This window comes from Carboxylicivirga sp. M1479 (assembly GCF_007097485.1).
Taxonomy (GTDB): Bacteria; Bacteroidota; Bacteroidia; order Bacteroidales; family Marinilabiliaceae; genus Carboxylicivirga.
Genome location: NZ_VKDE01000021.1, coordinates 39,782 through 65,642 on the forward strand (window position 1 = coordinate 39,782; position 25,861 = coordinate 65,642).

Annotated in this window: 12 protein-coding genes; 3 read left to right on the forward strand and 9 right to left on the reverse strand. The window is 39.2% G+C overall.

Going from position 1 to position 25,861, the window contains the following annotated elements:
- Window positions 1-60 precede the first annotated feature (60 nt).
- The 3 genes from FNN09_RS13685 (at window position 61) to FNN09_RS13695 (ending at window position 7,494) form a co-directional block, all read left to right on the forward strand.
- Complete coding sequence (locus FNN09_RS13685) at window positions 61-3,372, forward strand: chondroitinase family polysaccharide lyase (protein WP_185969004.1); 3,312 nt, start codon at window positions 61-63, stop codon at window positions 3,370-3,372.
- 17 nt (window positions 3,373-3,389) lie between these two features.
- The gene (locus FNN09_RS13690; protein ID WP_143302938.1) at window positions 3,390-6,572 is read left to right on the forward strand and encodes a chondroitinase family polysaccharide lyase; all 3,183 of its coding nucleotides are present in this window, start codon (window positions 3,390-3,392) and stop codon (window positions 6,570-6,572) included.
- Window positions 6,573-6,648: 76 nt separating this feature from the next.
- Entirely contained in the window at window positions 6,649-7,494 is an 846-nt protein-coding gene (locus FNN09_RS13695; protein ID WP_143302939.1) for a DUF1961 family protein, read from the forward strand.
- Window positions 7,495-8,000: 506 nt separating this feature from the next.
- Here FNN09_RS13695 and FNN09_RS13700 read toward each other — a convergent pair.
- From FNN09_RS13700 to FNN09_RS13740, 9 genes are all read right to left on the reverse strand, one after another.
- Complete coding sequence (locus tag FNN09_RS13700) at window positions 8,001-9,632, reverse strand: sulfatase (protein WP_143302940.1); 1,632 nt, start codon at window positions 9,630-9,632, stop codon at window positions 8,001-8,003.
- 20 nt (window positions 9,633-9,652) lie between these two features.
- Window positions 9,653-12,202, reverse strand: a complete 2,550-nt coding sequence (locus FNN09_RS13705) for a chondroitinase family polysaccharide lyase (protein ID WP_185969005.1) — start codon at window positions 12,200-12,202, stop codon at window positions 9,653-9,655.
- Between the two features lie 102 nt (window positions 12,203-12,304).
- Entirely contained in the window at window positions 12,305-15,271 is a 2,967-nt protein-coding gene (locus FNN09_RS13710) for a polysaccharide lyase family 8 super-sandwich domain-containing protein (protein WP_143302942.1), read from the reverse strand.
- 108 nt (window positions 15,272-15,379) lie between these two features.
- Window positions 15,380-19,639: a chondroitinase family polysaccharide lyase gene (locus FNN09_RS13715; RefSeq protein WP_185969006.1), complete on the reverse strand. Its 4,260-nt coding sequence runs from the start codon at window positions 19,637-19,639 to the stop codon at window positions 15,380-15,382.
- A 64-nt stretch (window positions 19,640-19,703) separates the two neighbouring features.
- Entirely contained in the window at window positions 19,704-21,041 is a 1,338-nt protein-coding gene (locus FNN09_RS13720; protein ID WP_143302944.1) for a T9SS type A sorting domain-containing protein, read from the reverse strand.
- 29 nt (window positions 21,042-21,070) lie between these two features.
- Window positions 21,071-21,625 (reverse strand): choice-of-anchor J domain-containing protein, encoded by a 555-nt coding sequence (locus FNN09_RS13725; protein ID WP_143302945.1) that lies wholly within the window; start codon window positions 21,623-21,625, stop codon window positions 21,071-21,073.
- 11 nt (window positions 21,626-21,636) lie between these two features.
- On the reverse strand, window positions 21,637-23,229 hold the full coding sequence (locus FNN09_RS13730; RefSeq protein ID WP_143302946.1) for a sulfatase: 1,593 nt from the start codon (window positions 23,227-23,229) through the stop codon (window positions 21,637-21,639).
- Window positions 23,223-24,641, reverse strand: a complete 1,419-nt coding sequence (locus tag FNN09_RS13735; protein WP_143302947.1) for a sulfatase — start codon at window positions 24,639-24,641, stop codon at window positions 23,223-23,225. The genes FNN09_RS13730 and FNN09_RS13735 overlap by 7 nt, the downstream gene beginning before the upstream one ends.
- On the reverse strand, window positions 24,625-25,857 hold the full coding sequence (locus FNN09_RS13740; protein WP_221932502.1) for a glycoside hydrolase family 88 protein: 1,233 nt from the start codon (window positions 25,855-25,857) through the stop codon (window positions 24,625-24,627). The genes FNN09_RS13735 and FNN09_RS13740 overlap by 17 nt, the downstream gene beginning before the upstream one ends.
- Window positions 25,858-25,861: the final 4 nt, after the last annotated feature.

The following is a 25,861-nucleotide window of genomic DNA, read 5'->3' on the forward strand; positions in this document are numbered from 1 at the left end:
TGAATTGTTGTGCAGTGTATATTATTGCATTCGATACAAATCATGTTAACATCAGAGGCAATGTGGAAACTTCAATATATCTACTTTGGGTTATTTTTTTCATTTATCACCAATAGCATCTTTGCTCAAAGCTTTGAGGAGACCGATACATTTGATAATTGCGAAACCTTTGAAAATGGATTGCCCTCAAACTGGCAAACAGAAGATGGCGGTGCAATTGAAATAACAAATGAAAGGTATAAGCAAGGGCAATATTCTTTAAAATGGAATTGGCAAACTAATTCAAAAATTATCGTTAGCGATAAGCAATTGTCTGAAGTTAGCTATGAAAAAGGTGCAGGCATGCACGTTTGGATATACAGTGATGTCAACATTAACGATGAAATACAATTTTGCTTTTATGATGCTACAGATAATAAACGATGTGAATTTACCTACAAAATAAATTTCACTGGTTGGCGAGGACTATGGGTTCGTTTTTGGGAAGATATTGCAATATCTAGTCGCACTCCATTGGTTAAAATGGAAATCATAAGTCCAACACAAACATCAAACAGTAGCATCTATTTTGATATTGTTGAATTTAAGTCGAGTATTAGTTACAAACGATCACCAAGCTACCAATATGCACATCCATACCAGTCAGAGATGGACGAAGAGGTTAAAGACGAGTGGGCAAGTTGGATATACGAACAAAGGTATCCAAATCCTACCCTGCCGCTTCCCAACGATGTGCCAAATAAAACGCAACAAACATTTTCAGACATTAACGCACGTTTTGAAAACTGGCTATTAGGAACAAACAAATACGCCTCAAACGAGCAGATGCTAAAGCGTCTGGCAGCACGTAACAGCTATATCAATAGCGGTGTAAATCGTTTTAACGAACTTGATATTTATAAAGCTCCAAATGGACAAATATTTGGACCTGCATTGTTTACTAACAAATCATCACATGGACCCAAATTTGGCCGAGACATTGGCGAAAAACTTTGCTTACAGTTAGCCTTAGATTATCGCATCAACCACAATCAGTCAAGCAAAGAAAAGCTGCTGTTGCTATTGGATTACATGCACGATCAAGGCTGGGCTAAGGGTAGTGCCATGGAAACAACCGATCATCAAAAATTACGAACTGCAGCCTGGGCCTATTCTGTTTATCTATTAAAAGATGATTTAAAAAACATTGAATGGAAAAATGGAGCTAGCATTCTAGACAGAGAGATGGACACGCTGCATTGGCTTACGTATTTCAACATTATTTTCGCTCCATTAGATGACCGACTCGAAGTTAGTGTTGATGATTTTCGTTCAGCCACCATCATGCGTTTAATGTATATTTTAATGATGGAAAACGATGATCCAGCTAAAGTACAATACATGAACCATTATACACAATGGTTAAATGGCAACCTTCAGCCTTTTGAAGGCTGGACAGGTGGTATAAAGGCTGATGGTATGGGCTACCATCACCGTGGACCATACATGAATGCCTACTCAAACAACGGAGTTCATGTGATGAGTCAAGTGCTATATTTTTTACGTCATACTGAATTTGACGCGAATAATGATGCGAAACAAACTGTAAAAAACTACTTATTAAACTATAGCAACATCACTGGTTTTTACGATGTTCCTAAAGGTATTTCAGGCCGAATAAGCGGACTTGACAAAGCAGCACGAATGGTCACTGCTTTTGCCTATATGGCGCAATGCATGCAAAATGGCGTAATTGATGAAGAGCTAGCCTCAATAACCATGAGATACTGGCAACCACAGCATCAACCAATAAACGAAATTATAAACAGTGCAAGCTTAAACATATCGTACTTTAACACACCAGGCGAAATTGAAGCCATACTTGACATTGTTGAAATCGGACAAACAAAAGCCGAAAATCCTCAAGGTCTTTGGATGAAGCCTTATGCTGCCATGGCGGTTTTCAGAGGCAACGATTGGTATGTGTCAATTAAAGGAACCAGTGCTTATGTTTGGGATTTTGAAAGTGGTAGTAATGAAAATACATACGGCAGGTACGATGGTTATGGTCAAATGGAAACAATAAATAATACAAGCCCGCACCCGTCGATGGTTTATAGTGGTCATGACTACAATAATGGATGGGACTGGTGCCGAGTACCTGGAACCACAAGTGTTAATTTAGGGTTAGATGGATTAAAAACCAGTCTACAGCGTGTATTTACGCCTAACACATTTGTAGGAGGCGTTCAACAACAAAATAAAGCAGGTGTATGGGCAATGGAATATCAAGATGTTCATTACAGCACTTCATTGAGTTTTAAAAAATCCATCTTTTTCTTTCAACCAGATATGATGGTGTGCCTCGGATCTAATATCTCAGCTATGCAGCCTCAAAAGTTAGAGTCAACATTGCTGCAAAACGTTATCTCATCATCAAACTATAATCACGCGATAAACGGAGAAGAAGTTAATGAACTTGATTACTCATATTTACCAATAAATGGTGCAGCCACAATTATTGATGATCAGGGTAAAGGCTTTTACATTCCTGACGATAGTAATTTGAACATTACCTACAACAATAATGATTCAGAAACAATGCGCCGGCAAGAAAGTAATGGTGATGTTTTAACAGCATGGTTCAAACACGATAATAAAAATAATTACGAGTACGCTATTTTTATGAAAACAACACAATCACAACTAAATAGCTTTATAAACAATCCTACTTACGAAATTATTCAGCACAATAACAGTGCTCACATTGTTAAACATACCGAACAAAAGCAAACTGGTTATGCCCTGTTTGAGCCTAATCAAATAACCAACGATGATTTTATTAACAGCTCGTCATTGCCGGCAATGTTAATGGTAACAGATGAAGCTACTGATACAAAGATCATAAGCTTATGCAACCCCGATTTTAACCGCAGAAAACTAAATGATATTGGAGATATAAAAAAGTTTGATGATCTGTTTGGCCCTTTTCAATCACAAACACTAGAGCTTAAAATAAATGGAGCATGGTCGGCTGATGAATTCCCCACTAACGTTCGAATCATATCAAAAAATGCTACATCAACTGTTATAGAGGTAGAAACGCATGATGCCAAAACATACGATTTTATATTAAAAATGGATTCGGTAAATTCTACGTTTCCAAATGCTGATGAACAGCATCGGGTATGGCCAAATCCTACTAGTAACAAGCTAAATTTTTCAATGGCTGAAAAAGCTATCTTATACAGCATTGAAGGAAGGCAACTGATTTACGCAACCAACACCTCATCGTTTGATATCGGTAACTTAAATGATGGCATATATATTTTAGAATGTGTAAATGCCGGTAAAGTGTTTCGCACCAAAATTTTAAAACACACAGCTAACTAAGATTTTAATTAATAATTATGAATAAATTACTATCCATTACATTATTACTGCTTTTTGTAAGCTTTACAACAAAAGCTATTGAAAAAGGGAAAATAAAAATCAAGGAAGACATTGTTATCCATAAAATTGGCTTTGAACAAGCCGCTGAATACAGCAATTGGTCAACAAAAAAAGGAAAGCTACAGGTATCTGACCTGCATCAGAAACAAGGGCGGCACTCCCTATTGTGGACTTGGAAAAAAGGCGATGTATTAAGTATTGACCAATTAAAAGGATTAAAAAAGGCAGCCAGTAAGAATGTTGGTGGTCAGCCCGAAAATTACGAGCCCGCCTTTTACAAAGAAGATTACTACGGTGGTATCAAAATGTGGATCTATCAGCAAGAGGCCGCAAAAGGTCAAATGTTATTTCAGGTGGGTAGTGATGTAAAGTCGGCCAAAGAAAACCCCAAATACCGTTTCGCGATCAACTTAAATTTTACAGGATGGCGAGCTGTATGGGTACAGTTTAACGAAGATGCCAAGGTGAGTGACTACATCGGAAGCGATAGCATGACCAGCATTATTGCGCAACCCCAAGCTGGAGCATCCCAAGGACAGCTTTATATCGACCACTTTCAGCTATTGGAGTTTATATCTTATAAACGTCATTCCGACCACGTGTTTGTTAATGCAAAAGCTAATGTACGATCAGACAGCTATGAGATATTAGCCCCTTATAAAGAGTACGAGCAGTTTTTAAATACCAGTTCCTCACAAACTTCATCCGTTGACCTATCACAAGCCATTGAAGAACGTTTGGAATACATGATAATTGGTGGCGACGATACCGAATGGCGCAATCATGCCATCGATCTAAAAAAAGAATCAGCACGCCAAACTAAAAAAGCCAATTCGGCTTATAACACCCTTCAGCTACACAGCAAAAATGGCATTGTCAATGGTATCCCTTTGTTTACCTGTCGCGATGAGCATGGCACCTCTAATGGGCAAAATTTTCAAACAGTAATGCAGAGCACACTTTTCCCACTTGCCTTGGATTACCGCATGAACAAAACCATTGAGTCAAAGGAGAAACTTGTGAATTTGTATAACTACTTTGCCGACCAGGGATGGCAGGCTGGTAGTGCTTTAGGAACCGTTGACCACATTATAAGACTCAATGCCTACGCAGTTTCGCTATTTTTAATGCGTAACGATCTACCGCAAGAAATGCTGCAACAACACCAAGAATGTTTGGCATGGCACACTCGCATTGGTAACATTATTGATTGTGATAAATCGAAAGGGGAAAATACGGATATGGTGAGAGGCGGTGCTTTAGCTAAGCTTATAACGGTATTGCTAATGCCCAATGGCCAACAAAAAGCACAAATGTTGAACGAGTTTAAAGTTTACATGGATTATGTAGCTGCCTTTGCTCCTGGCTATTCAGACACCGTGAAACCCGATTACTCTATTTTCCATCATCGTGGAACCTATCTTAATGCTTATGGGGTATCAGCTGTTAACACCATGGCCATGGTAAGCTGGTTGTTGAATAACACTGATTTTGCTTTATCAGCAGATACAAAAGAGCTGATTAAAAAAACATTGATACGCCAGTATGAAATTGCTCACGGCCTAGATTTACACATGGGTGTTGGTGGCCGTTTTCCATATAAAAATACGGGTATCGACCGCTTTATGTTGCCGGCTTATGCCTTTATGAGCCTAAATGACAAAAACATTGAAGACCAGCACATGGCAGCTGTTTTCAACTATTTATATTCCATTAGTCCGCAAGAAAATGTAAAAGGCATCCTAACACCGGCTTTAACTTATTCGGGCACCTACGGCACAATTAATCTTATGGTGGGATTAAATAGCCAAATGGGAGATGAAACTCAGCTACCTAACAATGGTAATTATAGTCTTCCCTACTCAAGTTTATCGGTTCATCGTCACGATAACTGGTTAGCCACTGTTAAAGGCTATGATAAATATGTATGGGATTACGAAACGGGTAGTAAGGGTGAAAATAACCTGGGGCGATACCTCAGCCATGGCGCCATGTTTTTATTTAAGTCATCTCCTTTATCGGGTATGAAAGGTGCAGGCATGGAGCAAAACAGCGGTTTCCACTGGGCTTATTTGCCAGGTGCCACTACCAAGGCTTTACCCATCGACAAAGTATACTTTAAAAACAAGCCAAGCGAGAAATACAAAGAAGGTTTTCACCGTAGTTTCACTGAAACAACTTTTGCACGTGGTTTATCGGCACAAGGGAATAATGGTTTATTTGCCATGGAGCTTCGCGATGATGTTCATCCATCGCCAGACAAACACCTTTTTGACAACAGTTTCAGAGCTCGTAAATCTTATTTCTTTTTCGATGATGAAATTGTATGCTTAGGCTCAGATATAAGTAATATTGACGATGAGTATACCACTATTACAACCTTGTTTCAAACCAATATCGGCGAGCATGGCATACAGAATAAAGCAACTTATTTAAATGGACAAGCAATTGCTAACTCCTTAGATCTAAAGCAAAACCTTAAAGGTGGCGTACTAACCGATGTGCAGGGCATTCATTACATTATACCTCAAAAGTACAATGTTGTATTGGAGCAAAATGAACAGCAATCATTACAAAAAATTGGTGGCGGGAAATATGTACCCATTACCACACCTCATGTTAAAGCTTGGTTTAATCATGGTCTAAAACCACAAGGTAAGGGCTACGAGTACTTGGTATTAATGAATGACGATATGGATAAGGCAATATCAAGGCACAATGATAAAGGCTATAAGGTATTGCAGAAAGATGCATCGGCCCACATTGTAAAGCACATTAATAGCAAGGCAACAGGCTATGCTATATTTAATGCCGATGCACCTCTAAACAAAGGTATTATTGTTAGCGTTGATACGCCATTAATGGTCTATGTAAAGCAGAACAATCATAATGCAGTATTAACTGTGGCTAACCCCGATTTAAAGCTTAAAAAATGGAACCACAACATGTCGGTTATGCCAAGCGATATTGTGCATGAATGGTCACAGGGAAGCATTGTCAATATTAAGCTGAATGGCCATTGGAAGCCTGCTGCTTACAGCTATGAACTTGTGTCGTACAGTTATGCCAATGGTGTAACTCAATTAAGTTTCTATTGTAAAGATGGCAAAAGCATTGATTTACCATTAAGAAAACAATAACCTGGCCCAAGAGAAGATGAAAAAGCCGACTTGCGAGTATGCAATTCGGCTTTTTCATCTCACTAAATTCTAAATAATGATGATACGTTTCACTCTACTACTATTTGCATTGTTCGTACTAACACTTTGCGGTCATGCACAACAATACCAGACAAAACTGGTTTACAGCTGCGATTTTTCTAATTCAAACAGCCTTAACGATTGGGTGATGGAAGGCCCAGGGCTAGCTTCCATACAAAACGGTCAACTGCTGCTCTATTCGAAATACTTTGAAGCAGCTAATCAGTTTTTTAAGACGAAGGGCCAAGCGTTTAGTGGCCTTGGAGAAGATTATTACCACTATGTAGAAGCAGCCATGCGACAGGACATAGGCGATGCTGTAAAAGATTATTATTACGATGGAATTTTTAGGGGTGGACATCTGGTGTATTGGAATACGTTTAAAACACCAGACAACTACATTATCGAATGTGATTTTCAGAGTCTTAGCGACAATGCCTTGCACATGCTCATGTTTAGTTGCACTGGTAAGAATGGTCAAAAAGTATTTGAAAAAGATTTGAAAAAACGGTGGGGTGTAGCTGCTCAATATACAAAGAGTGATTTATACAACTACCGCATTTCGTTCTTTGCCCCTGGCAGAGGAAGCTCAAACATGCGCAAATGCCCAGGTCGTCACTTAACGATTAAAGGTAAAGACTTTACACTGCTAAATAAGATGCAGCCACACCATTTGAAGATTGTAAAGTATGAAAATACAATCAGCTGGTACATCGATGGTCAACTTAGCTTTGAGTATATCGATGACATGGAGGGTGGATACCTAAAAGGCGGTCAAACAGCCATTCGAGTGATGGTACCCGCCAAAGGGCTTTACGACAATTACAAAATATATGAAATAGTTCGTCCTTCTGATCAATAAGGTCATCCTACGACTACTTAAAGTGTATTAATCCAGGTCTTTTTCAGAAAGTATCCGTGCCTGGTCAGTAAAGTGTGTTCTCATCTCAAGTCTCGAAAAGCTAAAAAACTACATGACTATTAAATCACGTACAGGAAGAACCGTACATTGAACAGGAAGCACTAATATTGAACAGGAGCATCAAATCACGAGTATTTGATGCTCCTGTTAATGATTTAGACTTCCTGTTGGTGATTTAGACCTCCTGTTAACTACTCATGTATTACTGTGACAATTTCAGTCGCTCCTGTCAGCAATTCTAGTTTAAAATTATGTATTGCGGTTGTCTTCAATACGTATTGAATGGCAAATGCCCTTGAATCATTTCTTTTTAATGCAGCGAACTGAATGCGTGCTTAATGTCATTCTCATATTATTAAGAGTGTATTGATTTTTACAATCTGAAACTTACAAAATATGCACAAAAGAATGTTACAGAATCGAATTCTGAATGCTAATTCTTGAAGCTACATTTCATTTGCTTCAGCAGTGTCATCCTTATATTGTGCCTGTAATTGTTTGAGCTGTTCTTTCAGCTTTTGAGCAATGGCTTTATACTCCTCCTGATAAATAACATTACTTAATTCCTGTGGGTCTTTTTCCATATCGTAAAGTTCCCATTCATCCACATCGTTGTAAAAATGAATTAATTTATAACGATTTGTTCGCATACCATAATGGCGTTTAACCGAGTGCCACGAAGGGTACTCGTAATAGTGGTAGTAGGTAGCTTCGCGCCAGGATTTAGGGGCCAAGCCTTCGTTTTCAAAAACAGGACGTAAGGAAACACCTTGCATATCCTTAGGCACATCAAGGCCAGCATAATCTAAAAAAGTAGGTGCAAAATCAAGGTTCATCGCTAAGGCACTTGATTGCGTGCCTGCTTTTATGGCCTTCGGATAACGAACGAGTAAAGGCATACGATAGCACTCCTCGTACATTATGCGCTTGTCGAACCAGCCGTGTTCTCCTAAAAAGAAACCCTGATCAGAGGTATAAACCACAATGGTATTATCCAGCTCTCCACTCTCCTCTAAATGCTTTAACAAACGTCCTACGTTTTCGTCTAAGGATAACAAACAAGCCATATAATCACGCATATACAACTGGTACTTCCAGGCTAGCAACTCCTTATCGCTCAAATGGTCTTCTTTAAATTTAGCTATACGCTTGGCGTAAGCTTTATGCCAAAGTTCTTGTTGCTGCTTGGTCATGCGGCTGTATACACGATATAATTTCTTTAGGTCATCCTCACGCTTATTAGCTCCTGCCACATCGTGGTGCTTAGCATCTGTAATAGCGGCAAGGGTGTTGTTAGCTCCAAACTTATCCAACTCTTCTTTCGAGGCCAGTTTAAAATCCCATGCATCCCACATGTGCTGGCCAATTTCCATCTCTTGTTCACGAGCAGCAGATCCGCGCCCCTGGTAATCGTCGAACAAGGTCTCTGGCTTAGGAAACACCTTATCTTCAAACACTCCAAGGTGTCGTGGAGCTGGCATCCAGTTACGGTGTGGAGCTTTATGTTGATACACCATGGCAAAAGGTTGCTGATCGTTACGATCCTTGAGCCATTTAATGGCTTTATCAGTAATCACATCCGTCACATATCCATCCACTGTAATGGTATCACCCATTTCAATAAACTCAGGCTGATAGTAGTTACCCTGTCCTGGAAGTACACTCCAATAATCAAAACCTGTTGGACTAGAGCCTAGGTGCCACTTGCCAATCATAGCCGTTTGATAGCCGGCTTTCTGTAATATCTTCGGATAGGTTTGCTGCATTCCGTTAAATACTTTGGCGTTATCGGTTACTCCGTTGACATGACTGAATTTACCAGTCATAATTACTGCCCTTGATGGCGCACAAATAGCATTGGTCACATAACAGTTGTCAAAGCGCATTCCTTCATTGGCAATACGGTCTAAATTGGGTGTTTCTATCAACTCACTGCCATAACAACTCATTGCTTGAGTGGTATGGTCATCGGTCATAATAAAAAGGATGTTTGGTCTTTGCTTGGCGTCTTCACTTTTTTTAGGTGACTGACAACCCACTATCACTATTATCGCTAATAAAAAGTTTATGATTCGCATATGATCTATTTTTTCCAGTATTATTTCTTCTTTAAACAGCTGATTACCCTTTGCCCATCAAAGCAATTAAACCTTACAACGGTATGTAATTCATCTTGCTTTACTATTGACACCTCATCAGATTTCTGATTCATTTGCCACTGTCCTTTAAGAGTTAATTCAACGGCTTGTACGCTACTAGAGGCATGGCCAATTTTTTCGTTTATCTCATTATAACTTGTTACCTCATCTATCTTGCCTAATTCAGGGTTCTGAACCACCAGTTCTATGTTTTCATCATCTATATTCTTGATCATTGCCAGGCAGGCAACATTACTTTCTTCAACAATCTCGTCGTTCAAACTCACCTGAGCTTTAAACAAAGCATACGCTGTTACCTTGTTTTTGAGGTAACGAACAATATGTGCATGTTTGTTATATTGTACTATTGAGAATAAATACTTGTGGCTAGAGACAAGTTTTTCTGCTCCTTCAGAACCACCATTAACGTGTATAAAATACAAATACGATTCTTTTTCTGGCTCACTCCCATGCATCAGGCGGGCGTTGGTAAAATAGCCACTTCCATTCCTTCGGCCATCGTCACTTGGGGCACTTTGAATTTTATGTTCAACTATTAAATGAGCAGCTTTTGGAATATAATAAGCATGTCCCTGAGCGTCACTTAGGAAAACCTCCTTTTCCTTTATTTCCTGATGATAGGCTTTTGTCAGTTTTTCGCCATTGAGGCTTGAAGGACTGTTGATTTTTGGCAGCCCATTTTGAAAAAGAGTGGTTTGCACTGGGTAGTTGCCATCCGACAGCCCCTGAATATTCGTGCCCATAGCCACTATATAATCCTCGAAAAAGAAAAATGATTTATCAGCCTTAAGCTTCTTTAGCGGTGTATCATAACTTACTGGCGCATTGTATTTAATTGCTGCCACAGCATGTTGCCCATCGATATGTACGGCCCCTAAATAGCTTTCTGTCGTAAACAGCCGGTGACTATTCTTATATTTCTTTTGCTTCATGAGTTCAAAAGGCATGTCAACTGTTGTTGCACCTGGCAATTTACACCAATCCCACCCTGAGTTATGGTATCCACTACCTTCGGCCGAGATAGGACTACCACCAGCCATTATTCGCAATACTCCTGCTCTTGAGAATCGACCAAACTGATTTTCGCCACCCTTGCTCGACTCATAATCCCAAATGTATTTACTGCAGCCGTTAAAGGATACCAACCAATCGTTTTGGCGATAAATACCTAATCCACCATAAGGATAATACCAAAAGCCATTCGGATCCTCCTCAGCCACCACATCGCTCATTGCCAACATTAGCGATTGCTCTATTTCACCCATGGAGCCAGTGTAGGAAATTCCACACTTTACATTGTTCAGGTAGTCATTTTTAAAGCCATCAAAATCCTCATCCCACAGGCGATTAAATGCGCCTTTAAGCTCATGCTGATATGGCGAGGTCAAGTGCGACAAATACATAAATGCAGGTAAATTCTTAACAGAGCTACCCAGTTTATCAGGGAATCGTCCAGCAGCACTTCGAGGTGCATCGTATTTGTTGCAATAGATGCGCGTATGCAAAACGGCTTGTGATAAATTGTTAATGGCCTGCTGGCTCACTTGATAAGTGGTTCCATCCAAATGGGCTACAAGAATAGATGCAACATGAAATCCAAAGGGTGCATAAGCAGTTAAATAGGCTCCTTTATGATGGTAACCCATAAAATCGGGTTTAATCATATCTGCCCATCCATCTGCAATTTGCAATGACTTGTTGAGCAGTTTTGAAAAGTAGATCAATTCTTGCTGTTGATCCTGACTATTTTTCATGGATAATATATAACACCAACGCACATTAAACATTGAACGCACAGCATCGGTATTAAACCCATTTTGTTGCCATAAAATGGGGGTTTCGTATTCGGGACCTACTTCTTTAGATATAAAGTCAAGCGTCGCCAACTCACGATCTAAAATACCATACTCTTGCAATAGTTCTTTGTTTAAGAAAACGGATAAAGCATACCCTAGGCAGCGTAAAGACAATCCCGAATAATAGCCAATGTAACCTGTTTGTGGGTATTTATCCATGTGCAACACGCCAATATCGACACCAGCTGTCCACCCATGGGCGTGTAAATTGTTAAATATTTCAAGTAGCTGTTGTTCTACTTTTTCGCTTTGATAATAAGTATTACTTAATCCATATTTTTCTGACGGTGCCAAATGGTATGCTAATGACAAGGGAAATAAGTAATTACTAAGCAAAGTTGACACCTTGTTCTTATCGTTTGAAACATTGAAAGGTGCGCTCAACAACACATCTGGTATGCCATCTTTGTTTTTATCACGCTGATATTTACGCTCAGCCTCTTCGGCATTTTTAATAATGGCTTTATAGCGCTGTTGGATTAAGGCGTGTGAGTAATCAATGGATGCACTACCCAATATCCAAGAACGATATTTTTGGCTTATTTCTGAAGCACTATTCTGCGAATGGCATGTATTTACCGTGATAAAAAGGACGATGACAATTAGCGAAGCTATTCGCCCTTTTATTAGCATTTTAAAATGTTTAATCATAAAACTTATAGGCTTATGTTCATGCATAATGTATTTACGCAGTCCATCTGGGCATTCACATTAAAAAGCACTCAATTAATACGTTCATTGTTTTGGAATCTCAATTATAACTGGTGCTCCAGCTAATATCGCTTCCCGATAGTTGTAATAAGCTCCATCTCTGGCATCGGGTAAATGAATCGTAATTATCGATTCCTTACCATCGCAAGTAACATCAACTGATTCACCATTAATGGTATCAATACCTTGGAAACTATACTTGTATTTTCCCTCTTTCAGTAAGCGTGGCACTGTAATTTTCACGAACTCTGTTTCTAAAGAGTGTAAAGGATCACAAAACGACAACTTAAGCTTGTGATTATTCTCTTCTCTTATGACAACACTAGCTTGGTCAACCTCCATCCAATCTCTTTTCTCTTTATCAAGAAATATTTTTCCAGCCTTAAAGAAAGCTATCTGTGCCATTTTATTTTGAGTATTATACACTCCGTGTGTTTCGGCTGAAATAGAAATGGTGTTGTAATTAGCTAAATAGCTTTTTAAAGCTTTTGGCATGTCTTTTAAACCAACATTTGCCAACAGAACATAGTGGTAAGCATTGGTCTTTTCATTGGGATGAACACCATGATCTACAGCAACTACATAGTTATGGCCTGGTTTGGCCTTTGTATCGGTTTTATTGATGTATGAGCCAGTTTTTATCAGGAGCGTTTGCGGGGTATCAGGTATAATCAAATAGCCTTTGTTTTTATGAAAAACCCAGCTTGGCTTATCCATTACCAAATTTAAATCATGATTAGAGCCCGTTTTAAGTGCCTGATGTTTATCTCCATTAATACTATAATAAAGCACTTCTGACTGACGGGATTGATCAATACAAGTCACTATATTTTTGCCTTGACCTGCATCCTTTCGTGTGATAGCCGACCCAAGAGCTACACCAAGGTTTTCAGTCATGTGGTATGATTTATAGGCTGTAGCAGAAGCATATTGAGGCATTTTTTTATGCACTCCACCGGGTGTTGGCACATATCGAAAGGCCGAAGTTGCCAGGCTACCATTGGCCAATACTCCCGAATAATTATTGAGTCCGGGGCCGGCTGAACTAGCTGCTCCTTTGGGCATAGGATCGCTACGCCATTCCTCAGTAACACCTGGTAGTACATGCCAGTCATATGCTTGTAAAGTAGATAAAGCATACTCATCTCCATCCACTTTCAATTGGAAAACGCCACTAGCAGCATGCCACGACTTACGTATTTTACTAAAATCTTCGGCTCCTGAGGTACGTAAAGATTTTTGCTTCACTGAAAAGAAAAACTCATTATCTGTATTTTCCTGGCGATGTACCACATAATCACCATTCCAAAAAGCTACCGATTCACTGTGTTTATGCGTATTGTTTTTAATGCTTTTGCCTAAGTCAATAAAGCTAGCTTCATTTTCAATATGTGTTGTTGATGATTTGCCCTTTATAAGATCATTAATGGTACTTGTTAATGTTTTAGTGGCAAACTTTTGCATATCTGAGTAATTGCTACGGCCAGCCACCACATAATCAAGTTGCTGCTTGTAAATCATCCGACGATAAGTATAATTAATGCGATCGGCCAAAAATTGGTATTGACTATCTTCAATAGGGAAAGGTGTATACTGGAAGTATTTAATGGCTTTATTAATTTCTTTCATCCACTCAAAGCCATAGGCCACCATGGCAATATCAGAAGCACTATGTCCGGTATGGTGCGACACAGTACCATCAGGGTGGAAGCCCGATTGATCGTACATATGCGATGGAACAGATAAACGTGAACACCAGAAACGAATGTCTCGGATAATACCTCTAGGACTCCATCCTTTAGCAAAGGAAAGGCCATCAAAAGCCGTATTGTCATAATAATCGTCGTACCAATAAGGCACATAAGTAATGGGGCGATTATAATCATTCCAAACAACACCCATCACCATTAATGATCGCATGCGGTGGGAGGTGTTAGCATCGCTCCAGGCTCCCTCAGAATACAAAGTATCCGAAATATTGCGCCAACGCTGCTCATCATTATTCATTACCCTACGACTAGGTGTAACCGAGAAAAAAGCCTGATAAAAGCGATAGGTAGCCTCTTGCAAAGCCAATGCCTCTGTTTGTTCATTTTTTAAGTCTTTACGCAAAGCTGGCATGATGTGAACAAGTGGCGCTCCTAGCCCATCAAGCAAACGCCATTGATGAGTAACAAAGCCGTGTGACAAAACACCATTTTCGCCAAGCCCTTGTAAACCGTCCCCAATTTCATTACCCATTGGATTGTCAATTTCGCTTCCAAAAACAGGCACACTATTCATAAAAGCTGTTGCCGCTTTTACAATACCCTTATACAGTTTAGGCGAGTTATACCAGGCAGATTGCTTGTTGGCATAAGCATAACCCAATGCACCAATGTAGCTAGTTAGCTTCTCCCACTCTACTTCAATTTTTTTAATTTCGTCAATTGATTTGGTATAGACAGGACTGACAGATGGCATTTGTCCATTATTGGCATCAATCTCATCCAACAGAGTTTCGATTTTACTATCAGAAAGCTTTTTTCGCCCATACAAACGACTAGTGTTAATGGTTTCTTTTTTATAAAACTCTGCCAGATGCTCCCACATAGTGCTTTCAACAACATGAACCATGATGTGCTTTTCGGCTATCGTTGTATTTCCATCTTTTAATGCAATAGTTAGCTTATAATCAATTGGCTGCTTTGGTGTTTTTTTTTCGTTTTTGAGTTTTAATTCTCCTACAAGCAAACCTTGCATCTGGCCAATATTTTGTCGTTTACTGGTCAGAATAAATAGTCCGGAAGGATCACTAAGCAGTTCGAATGTATAGGAAGCCGGAATAGCCTTTGTTAATACATCTTTATTACTTTTCAAGTGTATTTGACCTGTTACTGGCTCATTATTACCACTGTTGGTTTTAATATCGAAATAATCGGCCAAAATAACTTCCTGAGCACTTAAATTAACTCCTAATAATAGGATGAGTAGACTTAATACTATTTTCATCTGTTTGAATTTATTTTCATTTACCGTATGAAACTTACCAATTTTGTCATCCTCCCGTATAAGAAGCTATTCTCTTGGCTCGCTTCATAAAACTATCTTTTTCCTTAACTACAAAACAATAAGCTTGTGAGTTGATGTTGAGTTATTATTTAATAGACGGATTAAATACGTACCGCTAATTAATTGAGGGTTGATGGTATGATGGCCTTTTGAGAGCTCATTAAAACTAAAAACCGTTTTTCCATTGCTATTAATAATTTCCAAAGCATCAATCGGATCGTTTACTTCAAGCTGAAAAGGTCCATTAGTAGGGTTAGGGTAGATGCGAACGCCTGCCTCTGTTTGATTGGAAATAGAAGTGGGCGTATCATCGATTAATTCTATATCAATACTTTCTCCGTTGTAACAATCAAATAAAAGCACGGTCCGATTATTAACAGCATCGTACTCAACAAAGGTAACGGATGAATGACTCTGACTCAATGTCCACTGACCATTAAGAGTAACTTCAACCGCTTGAGCAACTGGCTTTAGCCAACGGTTGTTATCTTTTACACTCCACACCTGATACAAGCTTTCATCTTTATCCAGCCAACCTAAATCGGGATGTGCAATGCTAAAGCTTATTGTCTTTACATCTTCATCGCCAATCATAATGATACAATCGTTATTGGTGCTGTAAATATGCTTTTTATTAATTACCTCATCGGCCTTAAAAATGGCATATCCTGTTTGCTTTTTTTGGTGATGTGTAACTATATGAGCCACTGCATCTTTTTGCTCAACTGTATAGTAGGCATCCGGATTGGTAGCCACTTGTTCAATGCTTCCATCAGGTGCTTGTACCCACACCATGTATTCGTAACCAGCACTTGTTGGATTCCCATGATTAAGCCAAGCCTTGATAAAGTTACCCTGCGTATCATTTTTATCACGATTGTCACGCGAGGTTTGTAACGAACGAGTTACATTCAGCTGTGAACCATCGCGCATAAAAAATGAATTACCAGTTACATCAGTCATGTAAACCGAACTATTATCAGGATGTAAGTAGCTGAGATTGGCTCCTGTACTAACATTGCCGTTAATATTGGATGGTGTATCCACATTGTGCAAATAGCTTTGGAATATAGTAGTGTGAGTTTCATAGCTAGGATGAATGGAATTGATATCAGACCCCAGACAAATAATCTGATCATCAAAAAAGAAATAGGATTTATTGGCACTTAGCTTATAATCACGTTGCACCCATCCTGTCTCACGCACATCTACATATTTCATGGCAAACACACCGTTATGCTGTTGGTGCGATACTCCTCCTACAAAATACTCAGGCGAAAATTTAGCCCAGGTGTAATCCTTATCATGGTCGGTCCAGTTTGGCAAATCAAAGGCGGTAGCACCAGCCACATGATCCCAATCGTAGCCATTTTCAAACCATCCACTTGCTTCGGCTGTTACGCTTTCTGATTCTTCATCTATAGAAGCGAATATTTCAAGAGCTCCGGCCGATTGATTGCGCCCAAACCAATTTTGCTCACCATTGTTTTCATAATCCCATACGTATTTGCTAAAGCCTTTAACACTTACCATCCAGTTATTACGACGTTGAATTTGCATATTGCCATATGGGAATACTCGATTGCCTTGGGGTGCTAACTCTGCTCCAGTACCATCTATATAAGCAAGTGATTGTTGCAAACCGCCTAATCCTCCTCTGAACTGAATGGATGATTTCACATCGCTTGCTAATGTTTGCTCAAGGTAAGCTTGTGGCGCATCCATCAAACGTTTAAATGCACCCTCCAGTTCGGTATCATAGCTTCCATTACTTGCGTCTAGTAAATAAGCAAAAGCAGGGGTGTGCAATAACAAATCTCCTTGATTAGTTGGGAATCGTCCCGAAATACCCACTGGATTATCGTAGGTGTTACAGTAGTAACGATAAGCTAACATAGACTGGCTCAAATTATCTACTGCCGAAGTATTAAAAGCATAGGGGGTATCTTTTACTATCATACTCATTTGAGCCATCACATGCAGTGCTTCGGTGATGTAGGCATTCCCCCAAATGCCATGATGATGATAACCAGTATAATCGGGTTTGATAAAGCCACCCCAGCCATACGATATTTCACATGATTCGTTATAAATATCAGCCAGTAATGACATTTGCGCCGGTTTATCCAATTGTGCATCGGGCAAGGTCAAAATTGTCATCAGGTGATTGTTATAGAATGTGCGAACTAAATCGGCCTGCTTTAAAGCTGATGCTTGCTCATAAGTCCAAGGTTGAGGTACAATATCTGCCAGATCCCAACGTGTCCACCACTGCATGTTTTTACTCACATTATCCAATAGACCCGCTTTGTCCAATTCGTACTTCATCAACATTGAAGCATAAAAATAACCAGTTAATCCAAGGTAAACACCTCCTCCTTTAAACTCACTATCACAGCCCTCAACAAACCCTCGTGCTATGAGGTATTTGTATAAATCAATAATTTGGTGCTCGGTTTGGGTATTTTTAAAATAAAGATTAGCACCTGATACCGGACCTGGCACATTATATAATAGGGTAAGGGGAAATAATGTTTCGCGAATGAGCTCCCTGATATGATCGATGTGCTCACGATTATTTACCAGATCATATTGTTCACCAGGATTATTGACATCATAATTAGCTAGGTTTCCAATGGCTAACTCACCCATTGCCAATATGGCTTGGTAACGTGTTGATAATAATGCTTGATCATAGTCAATGGCATCGTCACCTACGCACCATTGACGATAGTTTTGTAACATAAGCTCAAAATCATCATTGGTGCTAAATATATAGTGTTTTACTTCAGAGCTAAGTGCATCATTGTTTTCGATAAAAAGAGATATGCGATATGTTGTTGCTGGTGCTAAACCAACAACATCAAACAATAAATCGTTTATTGCTTTAGGATAATTAATTCGTTCACTTGATGCAGTATTCTTTATTTGCTCAGTTGTTAGATAGCCTGGTGCCTGCCCGGTGTAAGCTTCTATTACGTACCATGCCGAGCCGGCTAATGATGCATTCAAAGTTAATTGCACCTGATTTTCTGCTTTTGAATTACACACTAAGTAATTGACTTGGGCAAGTGTTGAAAAGGCTTCTGAAACCAAACGATCACTTACATTGTCGGCAGCATCTTTAGCTACATAATAAATCAAATACTCTTTGCCCTCCAACAAATTGTTTTGTGTATGACTATATAGTTGGCCTGGTGTATTGTAATTAATGGTAAAAGAAATTTCGTCAGGAGCTGGATTGATAATATCATCAACTGCAGGAGCCGGCAATGAATTCTCTTGCACCAGTCCATACACCTCTGACTGCTCGTTTAACGAAAGAGAAATAGATACTTCGTTTATGGTGTTATGATCAATGGAGAACGAGAGAAAAGACGGTGCTTGGGTATCAGTTGCTTTCCATACCTGAATGCGGTTGTTGTTATAGTCAGCGATGTAAAGATCATCGTTGGCATCGATATCAAGGCCAATGGGTCCGCTAAAACCATCATTGCTGGAATTTGAGCCTGTTAGTCCTATGCGATCGACAAACTGCCCTTGCATGTTAAAACGATAAAGTCCCTGGTATAAGTTCGCAGTTGCTTTATCTTCATTGCTTGTTACAAGCATCGAACCTTGCGATGAGAAAGCGCAATCTTCATTTTTAACAATAATAGCTGTACCGTTTTCTTTTTTTATAAGCTGACTAACGATGGCTTGATTGCCAGAAAAAGAAGAGACTTTGATGATTCCGGTATTGCGGTCAACAATATGTAATTGACCATTGGGAGCAAACCTCACTTTTTTAGGGTCTCTAAACTTATCGCTGGATAAGCTAGTAATGGTTCGCTCAAGTGTTAATTGGTTGTAGATTAAGATGCCGACTCCATCGCCTGAGTAGCAAATGTAAAACTTGCCATCGGGACCTATTGTAATACTTTCGGGTTTTTTGGGTGCGAGGTTAATTTCGTTGATATATGTATAAGAAGCATCGTACTGTACAATGCGGCTATTGCCTTTATCGGCAATAAAAACATTTCCTTGGGTGTCAACATCAACATCTGACGGATTGTTGAGCAAGGTATTGCTATTTCCCGGAGTATTTACTTGTCCAATTTCGGCTAGAATACTCCCATCAGCAAGTGCAATTTTTAATACTTGGTGAGTTAAAGGGTGAGTAACAAAAAGTGCATCGTTATAAAGCTTTAGTCGCCCTGGCTTTGTGCTTTGCGAGTATGTAGATTGATAATTATACTCTTGAGAAAATGACGTTAGACCAGTAAGAAGAAGAATGACGATTGTAGAAAGGGTTGCACTTAGTTTCATACTCAACATTTAAAATAACAAAAGGCCTCCCCTAAGGGGAAGCCTTAAACTTATATTTGATTAATTACTTTTTCACAAATTTAGTAACAGCTACTTTATCATCTTGCTGCACCATAATAATATACTGGCCTACAGGAAGATTGGCTACATTAATTTGCTGATTGCTAACAACAACTTTTTTAAGCAACTGACCCGCTAAATTGTAAATTTCAGCGGTAGCATTATCCACATTAGTAACATTTAGTATGTCTGTAGCAGGGTTTGGAAATACTTTAAACCCAGTAATGGTTTGGTCGTCAAGCGATGTAGCAACATACTCCTTAACTTTGAAATTCTTAATACGAGTTTCATTCTGACTATCACCGTATGCGCCAAATGGAGCATAATGAATACCAAAAGTTACAGCTGCTTGATCTAAATCCATCACATGACTATAGTTATAAAGTAAATCAGTAGCAAAACCAAAACCATGTGTTGTCGGTATTAATTCTTCAGTTATCGGAATCCAAGTAGCATCTTCCTGAACACCCGCATAGTCAAGAGAATAGTAAAGTGAAATATTTGATGATTGGAAACTTTTCCATCCTGCTTTAAACGAAATTTCTTTTTGCAAAGAACCAGAACAAACAATTGTTGGTGAAATCAACCAATCATCCTGATCTTGTTTACCGTCTGTCATAAAAGCAGTACCCCCTGATTTGTAAGTCCATTCCTTAGATGCATGTTTGTGCGATACAACGGTCCAGTCCTCTAAATCATCAGTCCAGGCCGCTGTATAAGGTAATGGCCATGCAGAAACAGAACCAGATGTAGTAATTGAAAAATCTTTTACCCTAACGCGGTTACGATTAATATCATCCTCTGTATTATCTGGGGTTCCATTATCATCATAACCATCAGATGTATATTTAAAAGCAAAACGAGTGGTTGCAGACGTACTGGCAATTGCCTTGGTGTAAGTTACATATCCATCACCACCATTCCATCCAACAGTTAAACCATTGGTTATGTCTAAATCCAATGTTTGCCATGCGGCACTAGCTACACTGCCAGACCAGTTGGTTGTGTATATAATATCCAGTTTACCTGCCGGACTAGCATTATCAGACTGAGCACGGTCAAAAATAATTGTAAATGTTGAACCGTCAGAAAAATCAAATTCCGGTGACACAATCCATTCTTCACTTTGCATATCGAGTGAGTTACCAGCTTGAATACCATCGCTAGAACCTCGGTGATCCCAGGCAATTGTATTTTGGTGAACGCTTTCAACTGTCCAGTTATCAAAACCATCGTTCCAGTTAGTGCTGTACATTGTGGTTTGAGCCTTAGCCATAAAGCTGACACATAATAGGGTTATAGCTGTTAAAGCTAATTGTTTAATTTTGGTAATTGTTTTCATAAAAATTAGATTTATTGAGTGATTAAAAATTATTTTCCTTGTACTTTAAAACGACGGATACGTATCTCATTTTGCTTCTCCCCAGCTTGTCTATAAGACTGATAACGAATAGCAAAGTGAACTTTATTGGCGTTAATTTTTAGCTTTTGACTATACGCCCAGTAAGCAGCCGATTTAAATCCATATGGATGAGAATCAGGGATAATGTTTTCGTCCACTAAAGTCCAGTCTGCAGCAGCTACATCGCCATTATAATTCAATGAGTAATACAGGCTAACGTTTGATGATTGTGCCTTATTCCACCCGGCATTTAATACCACTTTTTTAGTTCCTTTACCTGAGCAATTTATGACGGGCGAGATCAACCAGTCGTCATTAGCTTTCTTACTATCGGTAATGCTTACTATTTCAGCAGCTTTCCAATTCCATGTTTTTGATTGGTATTTGTTATCTACCACATGCCAATCTTCAAGGTCGGTGGCCCATGCCGCTTTGTACGGTAGGTTTTTAGCCTCTTGCGCTAAGGTATTTATCGAAAAAACGAAGCATCCAAATGCAAATAATATCTTTCCAATGTGTTTCATAGTTATTATTTTTACTTAGTTATTTTTAATCGTTGTAATAATTCAGGGTACTGCTCATCAGTATCACCAATTTGTTTTTTTGTATTTTTCAATTGCCGTTTCAGGTCGATAATGACATCTTGATATTCAGCAAGCCCATATACATTATTCATTTCCAAAGGATCATTTTTTAGGTCGTACAACTCCCAAGCAGCTTTTGTATCAGGATGACCATAATTATTAGCATCCAGATTTAACGCGTAATAAAAAACCAATTTGTACTCGGCAGTCCTTATTCCGTAATGCGCTGGTGTGGTCGAACGATGCATCCAGTAACGGTAATAGATGGATGATGGCCAATCTGTCAGTTCATCTCCTTCGAGCAGTGACTTAAAACTCCTTCCTTGCATGTTATCTGGCACATTAGCACCCGCATAATCAAGCAAAGTTGGAGCAAAGTCAACATTGGAAATCAGGGAATTTAATTCTGTTTTTACTTCTATAGCTCTAGGATATCGTATTAGAAATGGCATTTTAATAGCCTCATCAAACATCCATCGCTTATCGAGGTACTGATGCTCACCAAGGAACATGCCCTGATCTGAAGTATAAATGATAATGGTATTATCTTCCAGATCATTTTCCTTTAAGTAGTCAAGTACACGCCCCACACTCTCATCAACAGAGGCCACTGTACGCAAGTAATCTTTCAGGTATTTTTGATACACAGCTCTAATAATTTGCTTCTGATCTAAGCCATCAATATTTAGTTTCCCTGTTGGCCATTCATCATAGTTATGCACCGATGAAATTTTAATTTGACCACTCATCCGTTGAGCTAAACGCATTAATGTATTTCCCACATCGCGTGTAGCATCAGAACGGTGCTTCATATTTTCAAATAAAGAAGCTGGTTCTGGTATTTCAACATCTTTGAATAAGTCCTTATACTTAGGGTGGTACTCCCATAAAGCATGAGGAGCTTTGTGGTGCATCATTAGCATAAAAGGTTGATCTTTCGCTTGCTTTTGTAACCAGTCAATCGCTAAGTCAGTGATTATATCACTAACATATCCTTCATGCGTTTGTGCTGTTCGATTATGAAAATCGCTATGCTCGTCCTGTCCTTTTTCAATGAATTCAGGATTAAAATATAAACCCTGATCAGGTAACACGTTCCAGTAGCCAAAACCTTGTGGTTCGGAGTGAAGATGCCATTTGCCAATTAATGCTGTATTGTATCCTATCGCTTGTAAATGATGTGCTAGATGTACTGTTGTTGTATCCAGTTGATCGCTTAAGGTACGTACGCCATTAACATGACTGAATTGCCCTGTTAAAATAGCAGCTCTACTTGGCGTGCAAATGGAATTATTGGCAAAACAGTTATTCAGTATAGCTCCTTCGGCAGCCAAACGATCAATGTTTGGTGTTGACGCCACATTTGCTAAATGCGAACCATATGCCGAAATAGCATTGGTGGCATGATCATCTGACATGATAAAGATGATATTGGGCTTTTGGGCAGATGTATTTGTTTGCCCGCAACCTATTAGAGAGGTTACAAGGCAAACAACACAAACTATCTGAAACAGACTAATGTATGAAAAGAACCTATTCACCATCTTTCAATTTTTATTATGCCAGCCGGCCTACTATTTTTTATAATGTCGTATTCAAAGTCCAGAATTAATTGCGTTAACTCTTCAACTACTTTGGGGTGCTGATGGGCTACATTTTTGCTTTCAGCGGCATCAATCTCAAGGTTATAAAGTGTTAGGCCTATTGATCCTCCAAAATTATCCTGGTTGCCAGGCTGCCCATTACCTCCCACTTTATTCACTACCCGGTAGCGATGTGGCACGTGCAATTTCCATTGCCCTAACCTAACTGCTTCCACACGTCGTCCATTCATAAAATAGAATGCCTGATTTACTGTTTCGGCTTGCGGGTTTAAGAATAAGGGATAAATGCTTTTTCCATCAATAGTTTTGAGTAGTGACTGATTTGTAATGTCCAATATGGTGGGCAAAACATCTAGCGAACTAACTAACTTGGTGCAGGTTGAACCAGGCGGTATAGTTCCGGGCATGCTCACAATAAAAGGCACTCTTTGTCCACCTTCGAAAGTAGTCCCTTTACCTTCGCGTAACTCTCCGGCACTTCCAGCGTGATCACCATACGATAACCAAGGACCATTATCTGATGAAAAAAGGATGAGTGTATTTTCTTCAATCTTAAGCTTCTTAAGTGCTTGGACAATTTGACCCACCGACCAATCAATTTCCATTACTGCATCGCCATACAAACCGGCTTTTGATTTTCCTTTGAACTGCTTTGATGCTCCAAGGGGAACATGTGGTAAAGGATAAGGCAGGTACACAAAAAATGCTTCATCCTTGTTAGCCTTAATATAGTCAAGGGTTTTAGCGGTGAGACGCTGGGTAAGCGTATTCACATCAGGGTTATATTCTATTACCTCATCGTTATGATATAATGGAATAGCTGGATAGTTATGTGATGGTTTAGGATGAAAAGGCCACATATCCATTGAATAAGGAATACCAAAAAACTCGTCAAATCCATGCTGACGTGGCATAAACTCAGGATGATGACCTAAATGCCATTTACCAAAAAGAGCGGTTTTATACCCATCTTGCTTTAGATAATTGGCTATTGTGAGCACTTCACTACTTAAACCCTTAGTAGATAAATCATCCACTACTTTTTCTAATCCAATACGTGCGGCATATACACCAGTCATTAACGAAGCTCGTGAAGGAGTGCATGAGGCTGCTGACACATAAAAATCAGTAAATTGCATACCTGCCATAGCCATCTGATCGATGTGGGGTGTTTCAATTAAATTTGAACCATAACACCCTAAATCACCATAACCCAGATCATCGGCAAATAAAATGATAATATTAGGTTTTCTGTTTTCTTGAATTTCTTTGCCATCAATCGTTTGAATGCCAATCCACATGACAAACCCCAAGCAGAATGCTGCTATTCTATTTCTATTGCCTTGGATCATAAGAAAAAATCGATTGATTATTATTCAATTTGATATAACGAAGCAAAGCCTCTGTATAATAGTAATCGGCATAAATAAGTGTACCATCCACTTCGCTACCATTTAAATAGTTACCAGTTGCATGCTTGATCACATAATGCCCATTACTACCAGGCTTAGCGAGGTATTTTTCCGATGAAAGACTCTGCAACATAAGCTCAGCTGCCTTATAATACTTATGTCCTTCTTTTGAATAGGTCGATAATTCCAATAAACCCGAAGCCATTATAGCAGCCGCTGAAGCATCGCGCATAGTAGGAATTTTGGGTGCATTGTAATCCCAATAAGGCACCATGTCATCAGGCATATTCGGATGATTAAGTAAATACTCGGCTATGTTTTCGGCAAAAGCCAAATATTGGGTATCACCCGTTTCTCGATACATTAATGTAAAACCATAAAGCCCCCATGACTGACCACGACTCCAGGCCGCTGTTTTAGGATCACTAAAGCCATTATTGTAATCCATACGACGAAAAGCTCCTGTTTCTACATCATAATCAACTACATGCGGACATGAGAAATCTGAACGGTAATGAAACTTCATAGTCTGAAGTGCATGCTTAATGGCTATTGTTGTAAAAGAGGGATCACCAGAAAAGCGTGTTGCCTCAAACATCAATTCCAAATTCATCATGTTATCAATAATCACTGGATACTTCCAATCACGCTCCTCATTCGCATTCCACGACATGATGGTTTGTGTTTTGTCATTAAAGCGCGTGCTTAAGGCTTTCGCTGCATTAACAACCGCTTTCTTATATTGCTCTTCTCCTGTCAGTAAGTAGCCGTTACCATAACTACAGTAAATACGAAAGCCAATATCATGATCGTGGTTGCTATATTGTTCTTTTTCTAAATATGCTGTCACGGTTGCAGCATCTTGGCGCCATTTTTCATTACCCGAGTACTCATATAAATACCATAATATTCCAGGATAAAAACCGCTTGTCCAGTCGGATGATGCACGTAAACCACGCTCAATAGACCGAGGTGTTTGTTGATTCTTTTTCACATCTTTCAACATGCCTTTGGCCTGCTTACCGACCACCTCTAAAGCATTATGCACCCATGTAGGGGCATTGGCTTTGCTTAGTTCTTGTGCACTTGATAACTGTGGTAAGCATACAACAGCGGTAAGCATCAGCGCTAAAGCGTATGAATAGAATTTGTTCATAATT

What these genes read in the sequence shown, in the direction of transcription:
- FNN09_RS13740 (WP_221932502.1), bottom strand. Translation starts at nt 25,857, where the DNA reads ATGAACAAATTCTATTCATACGCTTTAGCGCTGATGCTTACCGCTGTT.
- FNN09_RS13705 (WP_185969005.1), bottom strand. Translation starts at nt 12,202, where the DNA reads ATGCTAATAAAAGGGCGAATAGCTTCGCTAATTGTCATCGTCCTTTTT.
- FNN09_RS13720 (WP_143302944.1), bottom strand. Translation starts at nt 21,041, where the DNA reads ATGAAAACAATTACCAAAATTAAACAATTAGCTTTAACAGCTATAACC.
- FNN09_RS13710 (WP_143302942.1), bottom strand. Translation starts at nt 15,271, where the DNA reads ATGAAAATAGTATTAAGTCTACTCATCCTATTATTAGGAGTTAATTTA.
- FNN09_RS13685 (WP_185969004.1), top strand. Translation starts at nt 61, where the DNA reads ATGTGGAAACTTCAATATATCTACTTTGGGTTATTTTTTTCATTTATC.
- FNN09_RS13690 (WP_143302938.1), top strand. Translation starts at nt 3,390, where the DNA reads ATGAATAAATTACTATCCATTACATTATTACTGCTTTTTGTAAGCTTT.
- FNN09_RS13730 (WP_143302946.1), bottom strand. Translation starts at nt 23,229, where the DNA reads ATGGTGAATAGGTTCTTTTCATACATTAGTCTGTTTCAGATAGTTTGT.
- FNN09_RS13695 (WP_143302939.1), top strand. Translation starts at nt 6,649, where the DNA reads ATGATGATACGTTTCACTCTACTACTATTTGCATTGTTCGTACTAACA.
- FNN09_RS13700 (WP_143302940.1), bottom strand. Translation starts at nt 9,632, where the DNA reads ATGCGAATCATAAACTTTTTATTAGCGATAATAGTGATAGTGGGTTGT.
- FNN09_RS13735 (WP_143302947.1), bottom strand. Translation starts at nt 24,641, where the DNA reads ATGATCCAAGGCAATAGAAATAGAATAGCAGCATTCTGCTTGGGGTTT.
- FNN09_RS13725 (WP_143302945.1), bottom strand. Translation starts at nt 21,625, where the DNA reads ATGAAACACATTGGAAAGATATTATTTGCATTTGGATGCTTCGTTTTT.
- FNN09_RS13715 (WP_185969006.1), bottom strand. Translation starts at nt 19,639, where the DNA reads ATGAAACTAAGTGCAACCCTTTCTACAATCGTCATTCTTCTTCTTACT.